At 52.8% G+C, this 17,485-nt stretch carries 14 protein-coding genes and 1 tRNA gene; 3 read left to right on the top strand and 12 right to left on the bottom strand.

All coding sequences use genetic code 11. The features are described 5' to 3' along the window. Positions 1-218 precede the first annotated feature (218 nt). The 3 genes from tyrS to C6362_RS05385 all read right to left on the bottom strand — a co-directional run bounded on the left by tyrS (position 219) and on the right by C6362_RS05385 (position 5,160). Positions 219-1,475: a tyrosine--tRNA ligase gene (tyrS, locus tag C6362_RS05395; RefSeq protein WP_014015726.1), complete on the bottom strand. Its 1,257-nt coding sequence runs from the start codon at positions 1,473-1,475 to the stop codon at positions 219-221. Positions 1,476-2,019: 544 nt separating this feature from the next. After that, positions 2,020-3,135 (bottom strand): Na+/H+ antiporter NhaA, encoded by a 1,116-nt coding sequence (nhaA, locus tag C6362_RS05390; protein WP_014015725.1) that lies wholly within the window; start codon positions 3,133-3,135, stop codon positions 2,020-2,022. Between the two features lie 111 nt (positions 3,136-3,246). Beyond that, positions 3,247-5,160, bottom strand: coding sequence for a fructose-bisphosphatase class III (locus tag C6362_RS05385; RefSeq protein ID WP_014015724.1), 1,914 nt, complete (start codon positions 5,158-5,160; stop codon positions 3,247-3,249). A gap of 453 nt (positions 5,161-5,613) precedes the next feature. Here C6362_RS05385 and gdhA point away from each other — a divergent pair, with 453 nt between their 5' ends. Further along, positions 5,614-6,963, top strand: coding sequence for an NADP-specific glutamate dehydrogenase (gene gdhA, locus C6362_RS05380; protein ID WP_014015723.1), 1,350 nt, complete (start codon positions 5,614-5,616; stop codon positions 6,961-6,963). A 93-nt stretch (positions 6,964-7,056) separates the two neighbouring features. Here gdhA and C6362_RS05375 read toward each other — a convergent pair whose 3' ends face one another. Genes C6362_RS05375 through C6362_RS05365 form a run of 3 tightly spaced genes read right to left on the bottom strand, consistent with a single transcriptional unit; the run spans position 7,057 to position 9,997 of the window. Further along, positions 7,057-8,235: an amidohydrolase gene (locus tag C6362_RS05375; protein WP_014015722.1), complete on the bottom strand. Its 1,179-nt coding sequence runs from the start codon at positions 8,233-8,235 to the stop codon at positions 7,057-7,059. 18 nt (positions 8,236-8,253) lie between these two features. Further along, entirely contained in the window at positions 8,254-9,201 is a 948-nt protein-coding gene (locus tag C6362_RS05370; RefSeq protein WP_014015721.1) for an AEC family transporter, read from the bottom strand. A gap of 1 nt (position 9,202) precedes the next feature. Then, positions 9,203-9,997 (bottom strand): carbon-nitrogen family hydrolase, encoded by a 795-nt coding sequence (locus C6362_RS05365; protein ID WP_014015720.1) that lies wholly within the window; start codon positions 9,995-9,997, stop codon positions 9,203-9,205. Positions 9,998-10,106: 109 nt separating this feature from the next. Here C6362_RS05365 and C6362_RS05360 point away from each other — a divergent pair, with 109 nt between their 5' ends. Beyond that, positions 10,107-10,769 (top strand): uracil-DNA glycosylase, encoded by a 663-nt coding sequence (locus C6362_RS05360; protein WP_014015719.1) that lies wholly within the window; start codon positions 10,107-10,109, stop codon positions 10,767-10,769. A gap of 131 nt (positions 10,770-10,900) precedes the next feature. On the opposite strand, the gene C6362_RS05355 is transcribed toward C6362_RS05360, so the two are convergent. The 3 genes from C6362_RS05355 to C6362_RS05345 form a co-directional block, all read right to left on the bottom strand. Further along, positions 10,901-12,130: a [Fe-Fe] hydrogenase large subunit C-terminal domain-containing protein gene (locus tag C6362_RS05355; protein WP_014015718.1), complete on the bottom strand. Its 1,230-nt coding sequence runs from the start codon at positions 12,128-12,130 to the stop codon at positions 10,901-10,903. Between the two features lie 110 nt (positions 12,131-12,240). Beyond that, positions 12,241-13,572 (bottom strand): anaerobic nitric oxide reductase flavorubredoxin, encoded by a 1,332-nt coding sequence (locus C6362_RS05350; protein WP_014015717.1) that lies wholly within the window; start codon positions 13,570-13,572, stop codon positions 12,241-12,243. A gap of 35 nt (positions 13,573-13,607) precedes the next feature. Next, positions 13,608-14,255: a cupin domain-containing protein gene (locus C6362_RS05345; RefSeq protein WP_014015716.1), complete on the bottom strand. Its 648-nt coding sequence runs from the start codon at positions 14,253-14,255 to the stop codon at positions 13,608-13,610. Between the two features lie 146 nt (positions 14,256-14,401). On the opposite strand from C6362_RS05345, the gene C6362_RS05340 reads away from it, so the two are divergent. After that, positions 14,402-14,475 (top strand) — tRNA-Gly (locus C6362_RS05340). A 223-nt stretch (positions 14,476-14,698) separates the two neighbouring features. Here the strand turns inward: C6362_RS05340 and C6362_RS05335 are convergent. The 3 genes from C6362_RS05335 to C6362_RS05325 form a co-directional block, all read right to left on the bottom strand. Beyond that, positions 14,699-15,127: an Hsp20/alpha crystallin family protein gene (locus C6362_RS05335; protein ID WP_014015715.1), complete on the bottom strand. Its 429-nt coding sequence runs from the start codon at positions 15,125-15,127 to the stop codon at positions 14,699-14,701. A gap of 138 nt (positions 15,128-15,265) precedes the next feature. Beyond that, positions 15,266-15,706, bottom strand: a complete 441-nt coding sequence (locus C6362_RS05330) for an Hsp20/alpha crystallin family protein (protein WP_014015714.1) — start codon at positions 15,704-15,706, stop codon at positions 15,266-15,268. A 326-nt stretch (positions 15,707-16,032) separates the two neighbouring features. Continuing rightward, positions 16,033-17,355, bottom strand: coding sequence for an MFS transporter (locus C6362_RS05325; RefSeq protein ID WP_014015713.1), 1,323 nt, complete (start codon positions 17,353-17,355; stop codon positions 16,033-16,035). Between the last annotated feature and the right edge of the window lie 130 nt (positions 17,356-17,485).

Below are 17,485 nucleotides of genomic sequence, written 5' to 3'. Positions count from 1 at the left end.
TAAAAAGTAAACCATTATGATAGCGTTGTACAGCGCTGTGTAAAGCGACAAAAAAGCAAGGCTCTCAGACGATTTGAACCTTGCTTAATTTTTTGCTCACCGGAAGCGCTTCCTCCATGTATCTCATAATATCAATTGAACATTTTGCAATGAGTTATTATAGCATATGAAGTTGCTTCTGTCAATATTTAATTTTAACAAATTCCTAAAATTTCCAATTACTGATGGACCCGGGCCAGGGTGTATTTCTTCTTCCCCTTGCGGACGATGACGAATTTGCCATTGGAGTTCTTATGGGGTTTGACGATTTCGTCGAGAGCCGTCACTTTGACGCCGTTGATGGTGACCGCACCGTGGGTGATGTCTTCGCGGGCCTGGCGCTTCGATTTATAAATCTGGGAATCGACGAGCCAGTTGACGACGTCTTTTTCTTCGTTGGAAACGTCTACTGTCGGCATCTTGCCGAAGGCCTGTTCCAATTCGTGTTCCGACAGATCAGCAATGCTTCCGTGATACAGGGCTTCCGTGATGTTCTGAGCTTCTTTCAAAGCTTCCGGGCTGTGGACGAATTTTGTGACTTCTTCAGCCAGGCGGCGCTGGGCCAGGCGTTTTTCCGGTTCTTTTTCGACCGATTCAGCCAGGGCGTCGATTTCTTCCTTGCTGAGGAAGGTGAAGTATTTCAAGTATTTGACGACGTCCGCATCGTCCTGGTTGAGCCAGAACTGATAAAATTCAAAAGGCGACGTCTTTTCCGGGTCGAGCCAGACAGCGCCGCCGGCAGTCTTGCCGAACTTGGTGCCGTCCGATTTCAGCATGAGGGGAATGGTCAGGCCATAGGCTTTGGCTTCGCTGCCGTGGATCTTGCGGATCGTGTCGATACCAGCCGTGATGTTGCCCCACTGGTCGGCGCCGCCGATCTGCAGCTGGACATCGTTGTGAGCGAAGAGGTGTTCAAAATCGATGGACTGGAGAATCTGGTAGGAAAATTCCGTAAAGGAAATACCGGCTTCCAGGCGGCTGGCGACGACTTCTTTGCTGAGCATGATGTTGACGCTGAACAATTTGCCGTAATCGCGGAGGAAGTCGAGAAGACTGATCTGGCTGAGCCAGTCGTAGTTATTGACAAAAGTGATGTTTTCCGAATCGCCGAAGAGATGCATGAACTGGGCTTTCAATTTTTCGGCATTGGCCTTGATTTTATCGAGAGTCTGGAGCTGGCGTTCCGTCTTGCGGCCGCTCGGGTCCCCGATAGCACCGGTGCCGCCGCCGATGACGACATAAGGATGATGGCCGGCGTTGGCAAAGCGTTTGAGCATCATAAAGGGAATCAAGTGGCCGATATGCATGCTGTCGCCTGTCGGGTCGACACCGCAATAGAGGGAAATGCTCTTTTCTTCCGTAAGCTTCCGCAACCCTTCTTCATCTGTCATCTGATTGACGGCACCGCGCCAAGACAATTCATCAATGATATTCATCGAATTCGCTCCTTTATATAAAAAATGATAAGTTACACTCCATTATAGCGACCTGAACGGGTTACGTCAATGTGCGTAAGGGCTTGTCGCATGAAGGCAGCGCCTTTTTGAGTTTTAAGTTTGTAGTTTTTAGTTTGCAGCAAATAGTAAAAAATTTAAAACCAGCTTCTACAAACTACAAACTCCGTACTACAAACTATAAAGTAAAAGGGACCTCGCATAATAGTAGAAGCCTTCGTGCGACAGTCCCTTACGTTGTTAGTTGTTAGCAGATGGATTTAAATTTTAAGGTGCCGTTTGTCGCCGTTCGCAAAACCATGCCACATTAGCCCCTTGAGCATATGGCCACCTGGTCGCAGCGGGCCGCCCTAGCCGGGTCGGCCCCTACACACGAGGCCATAGGCCGTGGATTCTTTTATCGCCTGGCTGCGATTCCGTAGGGGCCGTCCTGGGAAGGCGGCCCGCTACGCGCTGAGGGTTTCCCGAAGCGTCGTTGTCAGTTTGAGCTCATCGCGGCGTCACCGCCGCATTGGAGTCCGAGAGGCTACTGGCTGATCCGGTTCACGATGAAGCCGCCCAGTACGGCTGCTGTGAGGGACGCAGCGATGATGGCCGTTTTGGCCGTCATCAGGACAGGACTTGCAGGAAAGGCCAGGCCGGCGATGAACAGGGACATGGTGAAGCCGATGCCGGCTACGAGGCCGACGGCCCAGAAGTGGCGCATCGTCAATCCGTCTGGGAGAGATGCCTTTTTCAAGGATACCAATACCCAGACAGCCAGGCCGATACCTAAAGGCTTACCCAGGACGAGCCCGGCAAAAATCCCCAGGCCCGGTGCGGATAACAGGCCGGACAAGCCGCTCAGGTCGAGGCGGATACCGGCATTGGCCAAGGCGAAGATGGGCATGATGAGGAAAGCCGAAACCGGCGTCAAGGCGTGTTCCGCCCGCAGCAGCAGGCCTTCCCGCCCATCCTTTCCAGGCACTGCCGGCATGGCAAAGCCCGTCAGGACACCGGCCATGGTCGGATGGATGCCGCCGTAGAAAAAGGCCAGCCAGATGAGGATGCCACCGGCTGCGTAAAGCCAGGGCTGCTGCCAATTCCGGCGGCAGGCTGCCAGCATCAGCAGCCAGACAACGAGGCCTCCAGCCAGGGCCGGGGCGTTGAGGGCCCCGGCATAAAAGACAGCGATGACGACGATGCCGCCGAGGTCATCGACGATGGCCAGGGCCGTCAGGAAGACGACGAGGCTCCGCGGCGCTCTGGGAGCCGCCAGGGACAGGACGCCCAGGGAAAAGGCGATGTCCGTCGCCATGGGGATTCCCCAGCCGCCCGCCGTCGGCAGGCCGGCATTAAAGACACTATAAATAGCCGCTGGCGCCAGCATGCCGCCTAAGGCAGCGGCCATGGGCAGCATCGCTGCCGACCGGGATTTCAGTTCTCCGTAGAGGAACTCCCGCTTCACTTCGGCACCGACGACGAAGAAAAAGACAGCCATGACGGCGTCGTTGATCCAGTGCAGCAGAGACATATGTGTCCCTGCCGGCAGCGGGGCCTGGAGCCAGTGGTCATAAACGGGACCGAAGGGAGAATTAGAGATGGCCATGGCCAGGATGGCACAGGCGATGAGTAACAGTCCGCTTAACGATTCTCGTTTCATATTTCCTCCTTGATTGGGCGGGCCGCCCTTTGGGACGGCCCCTACGGGATTGGCAGGCCGCCCTTGGGGACGGCCCCTACGGGATTGGCGGGCCGCCTTTTGGGACGGCCCCTACGGATTCGGGCGACGTTCAAGGATGACGCCTTGACGATAGGCTTCCAAGAGAGCCTTCAAGTCGCGGATCATCTGCAGGAGTTTCTTACCGTTATCCGTGTCGCCGATCATGACCCGCTTCGGTTCCAATTCGACCTGTGTCGATTCGGAATCGATGTCGACATTGTTCATGAGGGCCTGATAGACGTCTTCAAAGGGATAGTGGGATTTGATGCGGATACCATGGGAGTTGAAGATGAGCGTGTAACCGGCAATGCCCGTAGAGCCCTGATAAGCTTTGCAGAAACCGCCGTCGATGCAGATTTCCTTGCCTTCCGCACGGATTGGGCTTTCGCCTTTCTTGACCTTGACCGGCGTATGGCCATTGATGATGTGGCCTTGGGGCGAGTCGATGCCAAATTCGTGAAGGATCTTGATACATTCATCTTTATCGCGATTCAGGCGGTAGTAAGCATTCTGCGGCTCTTTCCACGTCGATTCATCGATGATGTAACTCCGTTCAAAAGTCTTGACGATACGGCCGGATACGGGAGAATCAGCACCGCACCAGAGATACCACATATAATCCAGGCTGTCCGTATCGCGCTGGTCGTAAGCCCGGCGGATGAGGTGTTCCGCTTTATCCATGAATGCCTTGCCCTTATACGGCTTGCCGTCGAGGTAGATTTCCTTGAAACTGCCGTCTTCATTAAGGGGCAGGCCGCCGTGGAACAAGAGGTTGTTATTCATGCAGCGGTATAAAGAACCGTGGCTGTAGAGGAAGCGGATATGGCGCTGAAGGCGTTCGCTTTCGGTAAATTCAACCTGGATGTCATTCATGAGCTGATGTTCTTCCGGCGACAGTGTATACGGGTCCTGCGGGTTGACGGTCGGGAAATCTTTGGTCTTCAGTTCATACGTCTTGCCACCGAGGGTGATGACGCCTTTTTCCCAATCGATTTTATGGAACAACAGGCGGTCGTCCATATTATAGTCGGGATGACGGTAAATCGTCTGGCCTTCCAGTTTAGCCACGATGACGTTGATGGCCTTGACCATCGGTTCCATGCCGTCGTCCTGTTTATACGTATCCAAGGCGAACAGGGCAAAGGGGCGCAGGCTGATGCCATAACCGCTTTCTAATATTTCCATATTATGGTAACGGATGTTATTGCGCAGGACATTGGCGATGCAGGCGGCATTGCCGGCAGCGGCCCCCATCCAAAGGACGTCGTGGTTGCCCCACTGGATGTCCAGGGAATGATGGTGCATGAGGGTATCCATGATCTTATCGGCATGAGCGCCGCGGTCGTAAATATCGCCGATGATGTGCAAGTGATCGACAGCCAGGCGTTTGATGAGATTGGCCAAAGCGTAGATGAATTGCCGCGTACTGCCCGTTTCTAAGATGGTATCGAGGATTTTCATATGGTAGACCAGCTGATTCTGGTCTTCATCGGGCTGGGCATGCAAGAGTTCATCGATGACGAAGCGGAAGACTTCCGGCATGGCTTTACGGACCTTCGACCGCGTGTACTTCGAAGACAAGAGCTTGGCCAGGTCGATCATCCGTTCCAGCGTCGTCCGGGCCCAGTCATCGTTGACCTTGCCTTCTCGGTATAGCATGTTCAGTTTTTCTTTCGGATAGTAAATGAGCGTCAATAAGTCATCTTGTTCGGCCTTGCTCATCTTGTCAGAAAAAATCATTTCTACTTTTTCCCGGATGACGCCGGAGCAGTTGTTCAGGATGTGATAAAAGGCTTCATATTCGCCGTGCAGGTCACTCATGAAGTGTTCCGTCCCCTTGGGCAGATTGACAATCGCCTGCAGGTTGATGATTTCTGTAAACGTCGCAGCCTGTGTCGGATACTCCTTGGACAAGAGCTCCAAATAGCGCAGATATTCGGGAGAATAAGTATCGTACGTTTCCATGTTGCGTACCTCGCTTTCTCATATAGTATATATAGTATGGCTTATTTAATTTCTATTGTATATCATCATTGTCAGAGTGGCTAGATTCTTTTTCTGCTTTTTACCAACTTTGGCTCTATTTTGTTCATTCCGCATATACAATTACCCTTTTAGCAAAAGACAACACATGATTTTCCCTTTTCATCTTTAATCAGTATAGTTCTATTTATACCATGATTTTTATTCATATTGCAATTATTTTTAACGAATATGTCCTTTTAACCTACTATAACGTTTATCCTGTGCCATAAAAATCCTTGAATTTTGATGTCCTTTTTCACATAACGGCAATGCGGTGCCAGCATGGAAAAATCTTTTCCTCATTGTGGTATTTTCAAGGGCAGAAAAACATGCTATTATGTAATTGTAGAAATCAGTTTTAGGTATAATTAATTTTAAATGAGGTGATTACATATGAATAAGTATTTGGAATCTGTTATCGAAAATGTACGTACGAAACACGCAAACGAACCGGAATTTGTCCAGACCGTCGAAGAAGTCTTGAGCTCCCTGGACCCCGTCGTTGAACGCCACCCGGAATATGAAAAGTTCGACCTCCTCAACCGTCTCGTCGAACCGGAACGGCAATTCACATTCCGCGTCGTCTGGCAGGACGATAAAGGCGAATACCATACCAATACGGGCTACCGCTTCCAGTTCAACGGCGCTATCGGGCCCTACAAAGGCGGCCTCCGTTTCCAGAAAAACGTATACTCAGGCATCATCAAATTCCTGGGCTTTGAACAGATCTTCAAGAACGCCTTGACCGGCCTGCCCATCGGCGGTGCTAAAGGCGGTGCTGACTTCGACCCGACAGGCAAGTCCGACGCCGAAATCATGCGTTTCTGCCAGAGCTACATGCAGGCCCTCTATCGCTACATCGGTCCCGATATCGACGTACCGGCCGGGGACATGGGCGTCGGCGGCCGTGAAATTGGCTACCTCTTCGGTGAATACCGCCGTTTGAAAGGCTGCTTCGAAAACGGCGTCCTCACGGGCAAAGGCTTCAGCTTCGGTGGTTCCCGCATCCGTCCGGAAGCTACGGGCTACGGCGCTGTCTACTATCTGGAAAACGTCCTCAAAGATGACGGCCAGGACATCAAAGGCAAGACCATTGCCGCTGCCGGCTTCGGCAACGTAACCTGGGGCATCTGCAAGAAAGCTACGGAACTCGGCGCCAAAGTCGTTACCCTGTCCGGTCCGGACGGCTACATCTATGACCCGGACGGCGTCGCTACGCAGGAAAAAATCGACTACCTCCTCGAAATGCGCAACAGCGGCCGCAACCGCGTCCAGGACTATGCTGATAAATTCGGCGTCGAATTCTTCCCGGGTGAAAAACCGTGGGGCCGCAAAGTCGACATCATCATGCCGTCGGCTATGCAGAACGACGTCCATCTGGAACAGGCTAAACAGATTGCCGCCAACAAGATCCGCTACTACATCGAAGTCGCCAATATGCCGACGACCAACGATGCTTTGAAATTCTTACTCGACCAGAAAGACATCATCGTCGCTCCGTCGAAAGCCGTCAACGCCGGCGGTGTCGCTACATCGGCCCTGGAAATGAGCCAGAACAGCGAACGCCTGGTATGGACTGCCAAAGAAGTCGACGACCGTCTCCATGAAATCATGAACACGATTTACCAGAACTGCAAAGACGCAGCTGCCCGCAACGGCCTGGGCTACAACCTCGTAGCCGGTGCAAACATCGCCGGGTTCGAACGCGTCGCCGATGCAATGCTGGCACAAGGTGTCTTCTAAGTTATACCTGAAACTGAATATATAGAGCGTGAAAAAAGGAGCTGTCGCATCGCGACAGCTCCTTTTAAGTGGTTAGTGGTTAGTGGCTAGTGGCTAGTGGTTACAGGAAAGGCCATTCGACATAAACTCGTCTTTCATCTGCTGACGCAAGGCGGCGTCCTGAGCAAAGAGGAGGGCCAGGCGGCCCATGATTTCGGCGCCTTTGACGATAGTCGGTTCGATGGTCCTGGCTTTGACGGCATTGGCGATATCCGTCGAGTGTTCCGGCATGGGGACGTCGCCTAAGGCCAGGTGGACGTGGACGGCCGGGCACTGGTGGCTGACGTTGCCGACGTCGGAGCTGCCGCAGTCTGTCGGATATTCATAGGGGATATCCATGGCCTGAAGGACTTGTTCCGATGCCTTTGTCGCCGCTTCGTTCCAGACCATGTTGTCGAATTTGCAGCCCATCTGGCTGACATCGTACGTCGTTTCCGTGGCAATGGCCGCACCTTTGAAGCAGTTCATGACTTTGGCTACGACCGTATCGAGGTATTCCCGTTCGCTGTGGCGGATACAGCATTCGATTTCGGCGTAATCGGGAACGACATTGGAAGCCATGCCGCCGTTGACGATATACGAGCCGATGCGCGTTTCCGGACGGACGTGCTGGCGCAGCATATCGATGGCGTGAAGGGCCAGCATGGCCCCGTTCAGGGCATTGCGGCCATTCCAGGGTTCACCGGCGGCATGGGCTGTCTGGCCGTGGAAGGCGATGCGGTAGTCGTCAAGAGCCAGGAAATGGGAATTGGCATTGGTCTTCGTCGGTGAAATGTGGACCATGACGGCGAAATCATAATCCTTGAAGACGCCCTGGTCGCACATGATGACCTTGCCGCCGCGCAGTTCTTCGTCCGGTGTCCCGATGAGGTCGACATCGACAGGCAAATCGGCTAAATCTTTCAAAGCAGCCGCTGCCAGGAAACTCATAGCACCGTTGGCCGAATGGCCGCAGCCGTGACCGACGCCGGGCAGGGCATCGTATTCGGCCAGGAGAGCCATCTTGAAGACAGGCTTATCAGCCCGATGGGCAACGGCGCGGAAGGCCGTGGGCTGACCGGTGAACTGGTCTTCCACTTCCATGCCCAGGGAACGGCACAAATCGACGTAATGCTGGCAGGCATGGTATTCTTCGCCGGATAATTCCGGATCGTCAGCAATGGTATAATTGAGCTGAAAAGCCTGGGCTTCATGGGCCTTCAAGGCTTTTTTCAAATCTTCGAGTGTATTCATAATCTAAAAAAACTCCTTCTATCCAATGATGAACATATATAAAGGGATGACAATGATGCCCATGACGACGGTGATGAAGCTGACTTCCGTCGAATAGCGGACATCGGCACCGACGGATTTGGCGACGACCGTCATCTGAGTCATGGCCGGCATGCTGGCCTGCATGGTGAAGACCTGGGCCGACATAGGCGTGACCGGGATGAAGGGCAGCAATACCAGGACGCAGGCCGGACAGACCAGGAAGCGGCCGACGAGGGCGCCGATGATATCCCGGTCCCAACGGACCGAAGCCAAAGAGATGCCCGTCATTTCAATGCCGATGACCATGAGCGACAGTGGCGTCGCCATATTGCCGACGTATTGGAACGACGTCAGCAGGAAATCGGGCAGCTTGATATTGGCCATGATCAGGGCCAGGCCGGCTAAAAAGCCCAGGAGAGGCGGCGAAAAGACTTTCTTCAGGGTCTGCAGGGAAAACAGGGGCATACTCCCCTTGCCGCCCAGGCTGTCGTTGACGATGTGGTAGACGCCGAGGGTCCAGAACATCGTCGTATTGGCCATGTAGTAGAGCATAACTGACGGCACGCTCTGCGTCCCGAACAGGGCCAGGTTGACGGGCAGTCCGATGAAGATGGTATTGGCAATGAAGAAACACGTAATGAAGACGCCTTGCCGTTCCTGTCGGATGTGCAGGACTTTGGCTGCCACGCGGCCGACGGCATAGGCCAAAAGGATGGACGCAAAGGGCAGGAGCAGGTCCGGCGCAATGCGGATCAGCGAATCGTGGGTGAAATCCTTTTCCAGCTGGCAGAGCATGTATAAGGGCAGGCTTATCTTCATGACCAGCTTGGTAAAGACGGCGCTCATGTCCGGGCCGAACCAGCCCTTCTTAGCCAAGATGAAACCGATAGAGATGATGAACAACACCTCAAAAATCCCTTGTAACCCGTGCAATACCCCTTCCACGTTACCGCTTCCCTTCTAACTGGTATAATTCCGGCCGCCGGTCGCGAAAGACGTTGATGCGGCTGCGAATGTCGTCGATGACGGACAAGTCGATTTCCCCGGTGACGACGACTTCCCCGTCACCGCCTTCGGCCAGGACTTCGCCCCACGGGTCGATGATCATGGAATGGCCGCAGAAGTGGTAATCCCCACAGGTACCGCAGCTGTTGACGGCGACGACGAAAAGCTGGTTCTCAATGGCCCGGGCCCGATTGAGGATCTGCCAATGAGCCAGGCGGGGATGAGGCCAGGCGGCCGGGACAAAGAGAATCTTGGCACCGGCCAGGGCAGCCATGCGGACCCATTCACCGAAACGCAGGTCATAACAGGTGATGGATGCCATCGGCACATCGCCTAAAAAGAAGGTATTCAAATGGTCTCCCGGCGTGAAGACTTTCTCTTCCCCACCAGGCGTAAATAAGTGGCATTTGTCATACGATGAAACGAGGTTCCCCTCTTCGTCGATAATATACGTCGTATTGTATAATTTTCCCTGCTGGCGCCGGACCAGGGACCCGCCGACAAGCTGGATATGGCAGGAAGCGGCCAAGTCCTGTAAAAACTCCCGTCCCTGACGGCCGCCTTCATCGGCCAGGTCGAAGACATCAGGCGGATAGAACGATAAATCCCATAGTTCCGGCAAGACGGCCAAGTCGGAACCAGCCGCAGCTGCCGTATGGACATGACTGCGGACCTGGGCGAAATTGGCCGGCCTGTCGCCGGTGACGATGGGAAATTGGATGAGCGAAATTTTCACGGTACTCCCCCCCTGCTAGCATATATATTAGTTTTATTATACCATAGACTTGAAAAGAATCATCCTTCTTGCTATAGTAAAATTAACATGTACAAAAAGAAGGGGTATTATGGAAGAAAATGAAAAGATGAAGGATTGGCTGGCAGGGCTCATGAGCTGTACGTCCTGTCACTTGCGGGATGAAGGCAACCGCGGGCCGACGCGCTATTCCGGCGACTGCGCGTCGCCGCTGATGTTCGTCGGCGAAGGACCTGGCGGTGTGGAAGATGAATACGGCGTTCCCCTGGTCGGCCCGTCGGGGCAGCTCCTCGACAAGGCCTTGTGGAGCGTCGGCCTCACGCGGGACCACGTCTACGTCACCAACATCGTCAAATGCCGTCCCAAGAACAACCGCACACCGACCCTGGAAGAAGGGCGTCACTGCGCAGATATCCATTTGGTCAAAGAAATCGAGCTGGTCCAGCCGAAGGTCATCGTCTGCCTGGGCAAAGTCGCTTTCCAATATTTCTACGGCCGTGCCGCCAGTATCATGCGCAACCGCGGCAAGTGGTTCACGTGGCGCGGCTACGACATCATGCCGACGTATCACCCGGCCTTCCTCCTGCGCCAGACCGGCCACGAACTGGTCGAATCGAAATGGCAGGTCTACTACGACTTCAAAGCCGCCGTAGAAAAAGCCAAGGCCGCTATACCCGACTATATCTACCAGAGCCCGGAAAAGCCGGACCTCCTGACAGAATATGCGGCACTGAAAGAGACCCGGCATCTGTAGGCGGCCGCAGGCCGTGAAAAAAGGGGCTGTCGCACGTGCGACAGCCCCTTTAAAGTTGTTAGTGGCTACAAACTATAAATTAAAAATATCAATCCATCGCGATGAACGATGAACTATGAACAAAAAGCGGTTTAGTCAAATTTACGATCGTACAGGTGGCTCCGTTCGAGGAATTCTTCGACCGTCGGGAAGCCTAATTTTTTCAAGAGTTCGATGACATACGGATTTTCCATCGGCGTCTTGTAGGCCGCTTGTTTCCCATAGGCCTGGACATTGGCTTTGCCTTCTTCTTTCTTGATGATAGCCCGAGGACCGCCGACGCAGCCGCCCATGCAGCCCATGCCTTCGAAGAAGTTGCCGTCGCGGTTGCCGGCCAGGATATCGTTAATCATGGCTTTGCAAGCCGGGACGCCATCGGCTTTGCGGGTCTTGATGTCGACTTGGCGGTCCGGATTCAGCTGATGGACCGTTTCCGTGACGGCTTCGGAGACGCCGCCGGCATAGGCATAGCTGATGCCCGCTTCCGAAGCGTGAGGCAGATTATCTTCCGGCAGGGATGCCAGGTCGATATTGGTGACGGAAAAGAGGTCGCGCAGTTCCTGATAGGTCAGGACGTAATCGACAGCACCGACCAGGTCCGGTTCTTTCCGTTCGGCTTTCTTAGCCAGGCAGGGTCCGATGAAGACGGTCTTGGCTTTGGGATGAAGGGCTTTCACCGTGCGGCCGCCGGCAATCATGGGCGAAACAGAGCCAGGCACGTTAGGCAGGAGCTGGTGATAGAGTTTCTTGATCATGGCGATCCACATGGGGCAGCAGCAGCTGGTGAGCTGGAACTGATCTTCGCTATTGATGTTCTTGTCAAATTCCAGAGCTTCTTTCAAGGTCAGGATATCGGCAAAGACAGCGACTTCCAGCATGCCCGTAAAGCCCAGGCGCTTGAAAGCCGTCCGCAATTTCCCCATGGTAATATCGGGACCGAACTGGCCGGATACGGCAGGGGCGACCATGGCGTAAATAGGGCCGTCGTAATCATGCAGTTCCTGAACGACAGGGATGATGTCTTTCCGTGTCTTCAGGGTATCGAGCTTACAAGCATCGACACAGGCCTGGCAGCCGACGCACTGGCTGTCGTCGATGGCAATGCCGTCGGGACCAGACGTAATGGCGCCCCAATCGCAGGCTTCCTGGCAGTGATGCGGTTCATCAGGCGGACAGAGACAGGGTTTGACCCGCCAGATCAGGGGATGGTCATCGGGATGAGCCAGACAGTCAATCAATTTCGGGTCGCCATCGACACCGACCGGTTTGCCTTCCGCAGCCCGCTTGAGCATCTGCTGATATAATTCATCTAATGTTTTCATGAAAACAGCCTCCTCTACAAAAAAAATCTGCTATAACGGATTGATGCACTTCCATTGTAGCAGATTTTTTGTCATCGCAACAGCATTAAAATACAAATACAGGAAACAACTTAGCCAGCAAAGCCGCCTTTGACGCCTTCGCGAGCGTCTTTTTCCCAATCTTTGAAATGTTCTTTAGCAGCCTGGCCGATCTGTTCGTCGTTGTTGTAATCGCCCAGTTCAGTCGGTACTTCATCTTCTTTGGCTTCGGAAGCGCTGACGGCAGCTGCAAAATCCCGGCCGTATTGACGGCACGTATCCTGCGTAGCCTGGTCCGGATTCCACTGGCAGCGCAGGCCGTCGTTGACGACGTCGAAGCCAGCGCCCTGAAGGAGAGCCGTAATCTGTTTGACTGCTTCGCCGCTCCAGCCGTAGCTGCCGAAAGCAGCGGCTTTCTTATTCTTGAATTTCAGGCCGCGGATCATTTCCATGATACCGCCGATGGAGAAGAGGAAGCCGTAGTTGATGGTCGGCGAACCGACGAGGATGGCTTTCGATTTGAAGACTTCTGTAACGATGTCGTTCTTGTCGTCGACAGCGGAGTTGAAGAGTTTCACCGTCAGCGTCGGGTCCGTTTCGCGCAGGCCTTCGGCGATGCATTCAGCCATGCGGCGCGTGGAATTCCACATCGTATCGTAGATGATGGTAATCTGGTTTTCCTGGTAGGCTTTGGCCCATTCCTGGTATTTCGCGACGATTTTCAGGGGATCTTTGCGCCAGATGACACCGTGGCTCGGGCAAATCATGCTGACCGGAACATCCATCTTGAGGATTTCGTCGATTTTCCGCGTAACCATGGGGCTGTAGAGGTTGAGGATGTTGGCATAGTATTTCATGGCTTCCTGATAGAGTTCAGCCTGGTCGACGCAGTCGTTGTACATTCTTTCGCTGGCATAGTGCTGACCAAAACCGTCGTTGCTGAAAAGGATGTTTTCACCGGTCATATAGGTGAACATCGTGTCCGGCCAGTGGAGCATGGCGGCTTCGATGAAGACGAGCTGGCTGCCGCCCAGATCCAGGGTATCGCCGGTCTTGACGTTGACGAAGTTCCAGTCCTGATGATAGAGGCCGCGCAGGATGGCTTCCCCTTTCTTGGTGCAGTAAATCGGCGTATCCGGGATTTCCCGCATCAGTGCCGGCAACGCGCCGCTGTGGTCATTTTCGTTGTGGTTCATGACGATATAGTCGATGTCTTTGAGGTCGATTTCTTTTTTCAAGTTGGCGACAAATTCATCGTCGAAAGGTTTCCAGACCGTATCCATGAGGACCGTCTTTTCATCGCGGATCAAATAAGAGTTATACGAAGAACCCTTTTCTGTGGAATATTCGTGGCCGTGAAATTCGTTCAATTCCCAGTCGATTTTACCTACCCAAGTTACTTTGTTTGTAATTTTTTTACCCATGATGATTCTCTCCTCTTCTTAATCTTCTATTTAAATTATTCTAATGTCAGCAGCAAAGCCATTTTGAAGGGCCCATCGGCAGTGATGGCATGGCGGCCGTTTTTAGCGAAGGCAAAGTTTTCGCCGGCCTTGATTTCATGATCTTCCCCTTCATAGCGGATGACGGCTTTCCCTTCCAAAGCGAAGATCAGCGCTTCGCCCGGTGCGGCATGTTCCGAAAGGCCCGTACCGGCACCGAAACTCATGACGACGAATTTGACTTTAGGCGACTGGATGATGTCGCGATTGATGATTTTCCCGTCCTGGCAAGGTACGAGACCGGCCAGGGAAAAGAGTTTTCCTGTATCGATATTCATAAGAGTTTCCTCCTTAACCGTAATTTCTACATAAACAGCCCCGTGAAGGCTCTTCATGCCGACAGGGATACCGGGCCGGGCGATGTAAACCTGGCCTTGCGGAACTTCCCGTTCGCCTTCCGGACCATAGAGGCACAGCATCCCAGCGGTGACATAAAGTATCTTGACCTGGTCATACGTTTCAGGACTGATGTCCGTCTGAGCAGCCAGGGAAAAATAAAGGACCTGGCAGTCAGCCTGATGGACTACGTCCTTAGAAATCGTGCAGCCTGCAACGGGTTCATTGTCCTGGCTGATAGAAAAAACACAACCTTTTCGTTCTTTCATGGTATCCCTCCCTTTCATGGCCTTAGTATACCGTCATACCGATGAAAGAGCTGTTGCAATTCCAACACATTAAAAAAAATATACGCTAAAAGAAAAACCTTTACAAAACTGCGGAATACTGGTAAAATGGACAAGTAAAAGTTCATGCGGGTGTAATTCAGTGGTAGAATACGAGCTTCCCAAGCTTGGTACGAGGGTTCGATCCCCTTCATCCGCTCCAAAAGATGAAAAGGGCTTGTCGCACGACGACAAGCCCTTTTAAGTTGTTAGTGGCTAGCAGTTAGTTGTTAGCGGATGGTTTTAAATTTAACAGCAACCTCTCAGACCGCCTCCGGCGGCCAGCTCTCCTATTATGAGAGCCTTGAAGCCAGCCTCTACAAGCTACTAGCCGCTAGCCACTGAAAAAAGGACCTGCCGCGTATGCGGTAGGTCCTTTTTCATTCTCACTGGATTTCAATGGTGTTAGTCGGTTGTGCCTGTTGAGCATCTTTCGGGAGGGTTATGGTCAGGACGCCATCTTTGAAAGCAGCCTGGATACCTTCTTTTTGAATGCCTGTGACAGGGAACTGACGGCAGAAGGACGAACTGGAACGTTCTTTGCAGATGTAGTTGTGCTGGTCATCCTGGGAGTCCTTCTGTTCGTTGTGGCTGGCAGCCAAGGTCAGGACGTTGTTGTCATAGCTCAGATGGATGTCTTCCTTCTGGACGCCCGGCAGGTCAGCAGTCATAACGTATTCGCTGCCTTTGTCTTCGATGTCGACTTTCGGCATCGTGCTGGTAAATTCACTGGGCCACATAAAGCGATTGAAGAAGTTATCAAAAACATCGGGAACGGAAAATTCATTGTCAACAATGGGGAATAAGCTATTCATAAGTCATGCCTTCTTTTTAATATATTCGGGAACATTTTGGAAATTTGGCGGGCGCCCCACGCGGGCGCCCCTACGTTTCGGGAACGTTTCGGGACATTTTGGAAATTTGGCGGACGCCCCACGTGGGTACCCCTACAATTATTTAACTTCGATTCGATGGGCTTCGGCCACTTTCTTCGGGTCTTCTTTCGGCAGGGTTATGGTCAAGACACCGTCTTTAAAGGCTGCCTGGATACCATCTTTCTGGATGTTGCGGACCGTGAACTGACGGCAGAAAGTATGGCTGCTGCGTTCTTTGCGGATATATTTCTTCTTATCGTCTTTTTCATCTTTCTTTTCTTCATGTTTTGCCGTCAACGTCAGGACGTCATCTTTGTAGCTGACGTTGATATCTTCTTTAGCGACACCCGGCAGATCCGTCGTCAGGATATAAGCCTTGTCCGTATCTTCGATATCTACCTGCGGAACGCGGTAGTTCGCTTCTGTCGGATTTTCAAAACCATTGAAGAAGTTGTCAAAAATCGTATCAGGGAATACAAAATCACTGTTCGTTACAACTGGAAATAAACCTTTCATCATAATCATTACCCTCTTTCAACATATCGTTCATTGTTGCTATGAGTGAACCTTCTTTTCAGTTCTGTTCTTTTGACCTTTTTGCTTATCTCTCTGTAACCTCTTCCTGATTACAGCTATATCATAGACCCTATTAGCACTCTTGTCAAGTGAGTGCTAATAAAAAATTTCAAAAAAAAAGCGGGCCGCCCTTTGGGACGGCCCCTACGAATGTATCCGTGGCCTGCGGTCTGCGGGCCGCCCTTTGGGACGGCCCCTACGAATGTATCCGCGGCCTGCGGTCTGCGGGCCGCCCTTTGGGACGGCCCCTACTAGCCCCTAGCCACTAATCACTTATCCTGCGGGACGAGTTGTTTGCCCGGTTTTACGAAGATCCAGGCTACGATGGCGATGATGCCGAACAGGGACGTTGCCGTGAAGGCATTGTTCCAGCCGTAGTTGGTGACGAAGAAAGCGGTGACAATCGGAGCCAGGACGCCGCCGATGTTGCCCCAGAGGTTGATCCAGCCGGAAACGGAACCGGTGTATTTGCCGCCCAGGGAGATGACGGAAGACCAGCTGGCGCTCATAGCGAAGCCCAAAGCACCGAGGGAAACGGACATCCAGAAGATGTTCATAGCCGGGTCGGCCGTATGAGATGCGATGTACAGGCCGAGAGACGTAACGGCTACGCCGGCCATGGCCGTAACGGTACGCATTTTATACTGCATTTCGCTGTGGCTGCCATTGGCGATCTTGTCGGAAACGAAGCCGGCTAAGAAGACCATAGCCATCAAAGCAATCCACGGGCAGGAAGCCCAGAAGCCCATGGATTTCAGGGACATGTTGTGAACTTCCGTCAAATACATGGGAAGCCATGCCAGGAAGACGTACATGATGTAGTCGACGACCATGAACTGGATGCCGACAGCCCAGAACTGGGTCGAACGAAGGAATTTGCTCCAGGGAGCGACGGCTTTCTTCAGGGAGTCAGCCGAACGGCCTTCGTTGATGTAAGCAGCTTCTTCCGCATTGACATAAGGGCTGTCTGCCGGATTATCGCAGGCGAAGCGGTGCCATACCCAGGCCAGGGCGATGCCGACGAGACCGAAGATGATGAAGACGGCGTGCCAGCCGAAGAGGCCCATGAGAGCGACTGTAGCGACGGGACCGACGACGGGGCCGAAGAAGGTGCCTAATAAGATGGACGAGCTGGCCTTGCCTTTTTCGTGTTTATTGAACCACGTAAAGGTGGCAGCCCCTAAGGACGGGAAAACGGGACCTTCGCCGAGGCCGAAAGCCAGGCGGACAGCAGCGAAGCTGATCTTGCCTTTAGCTAAGGCAGTCAGGGCCGTGAAGACGGACCACCAAAGAATAGCCAAAGCCCCGGTCTTGCGCATGCCGAATTTTTCAGCCAGGATACCGCCGGGGACCTGCATCAAAGCGTAGCTGGCGAAGAAACAGGTCTGAATGAAGCCCATGTCGATTTTGGTGAAACCAAATTCCTGCATGATGACCGGCGTTGCAACGGAAAGGTTGACGCGGTCCATATAAGCGACAAAACTGATTAAAAAGATTAAAAACGCGATTTTCCATCGGAAGTTCGTCATCGTACCAGCAGCAGCCCGCGTTTCAGCTGCGGCGGTCATGATCTTACCCATTGCTTTTTCCATAGCCAATACCTCTTTACCTGAATACCAAAATACCTAACATAAATTGATAATGAATACTGTAAAAGTCACACCCAGGGGATATAAAAAGCCCCTGCTGCTCCGGCGGAGCAACAGGGGCGATGAGTCGCGG

This window comes from Megasphaera elsdenii DSM 20460, from assembly GCF_003010495.1.
Lineage (GTDB): Bacteria > Bacillota > Negativicutes > Veillonellales > Megasphaeraceae > Megasphaera > Megasphaera elsdenii.
This window is presented reverse-complemented; position numbering and strand designations above follow the sequence as displayed.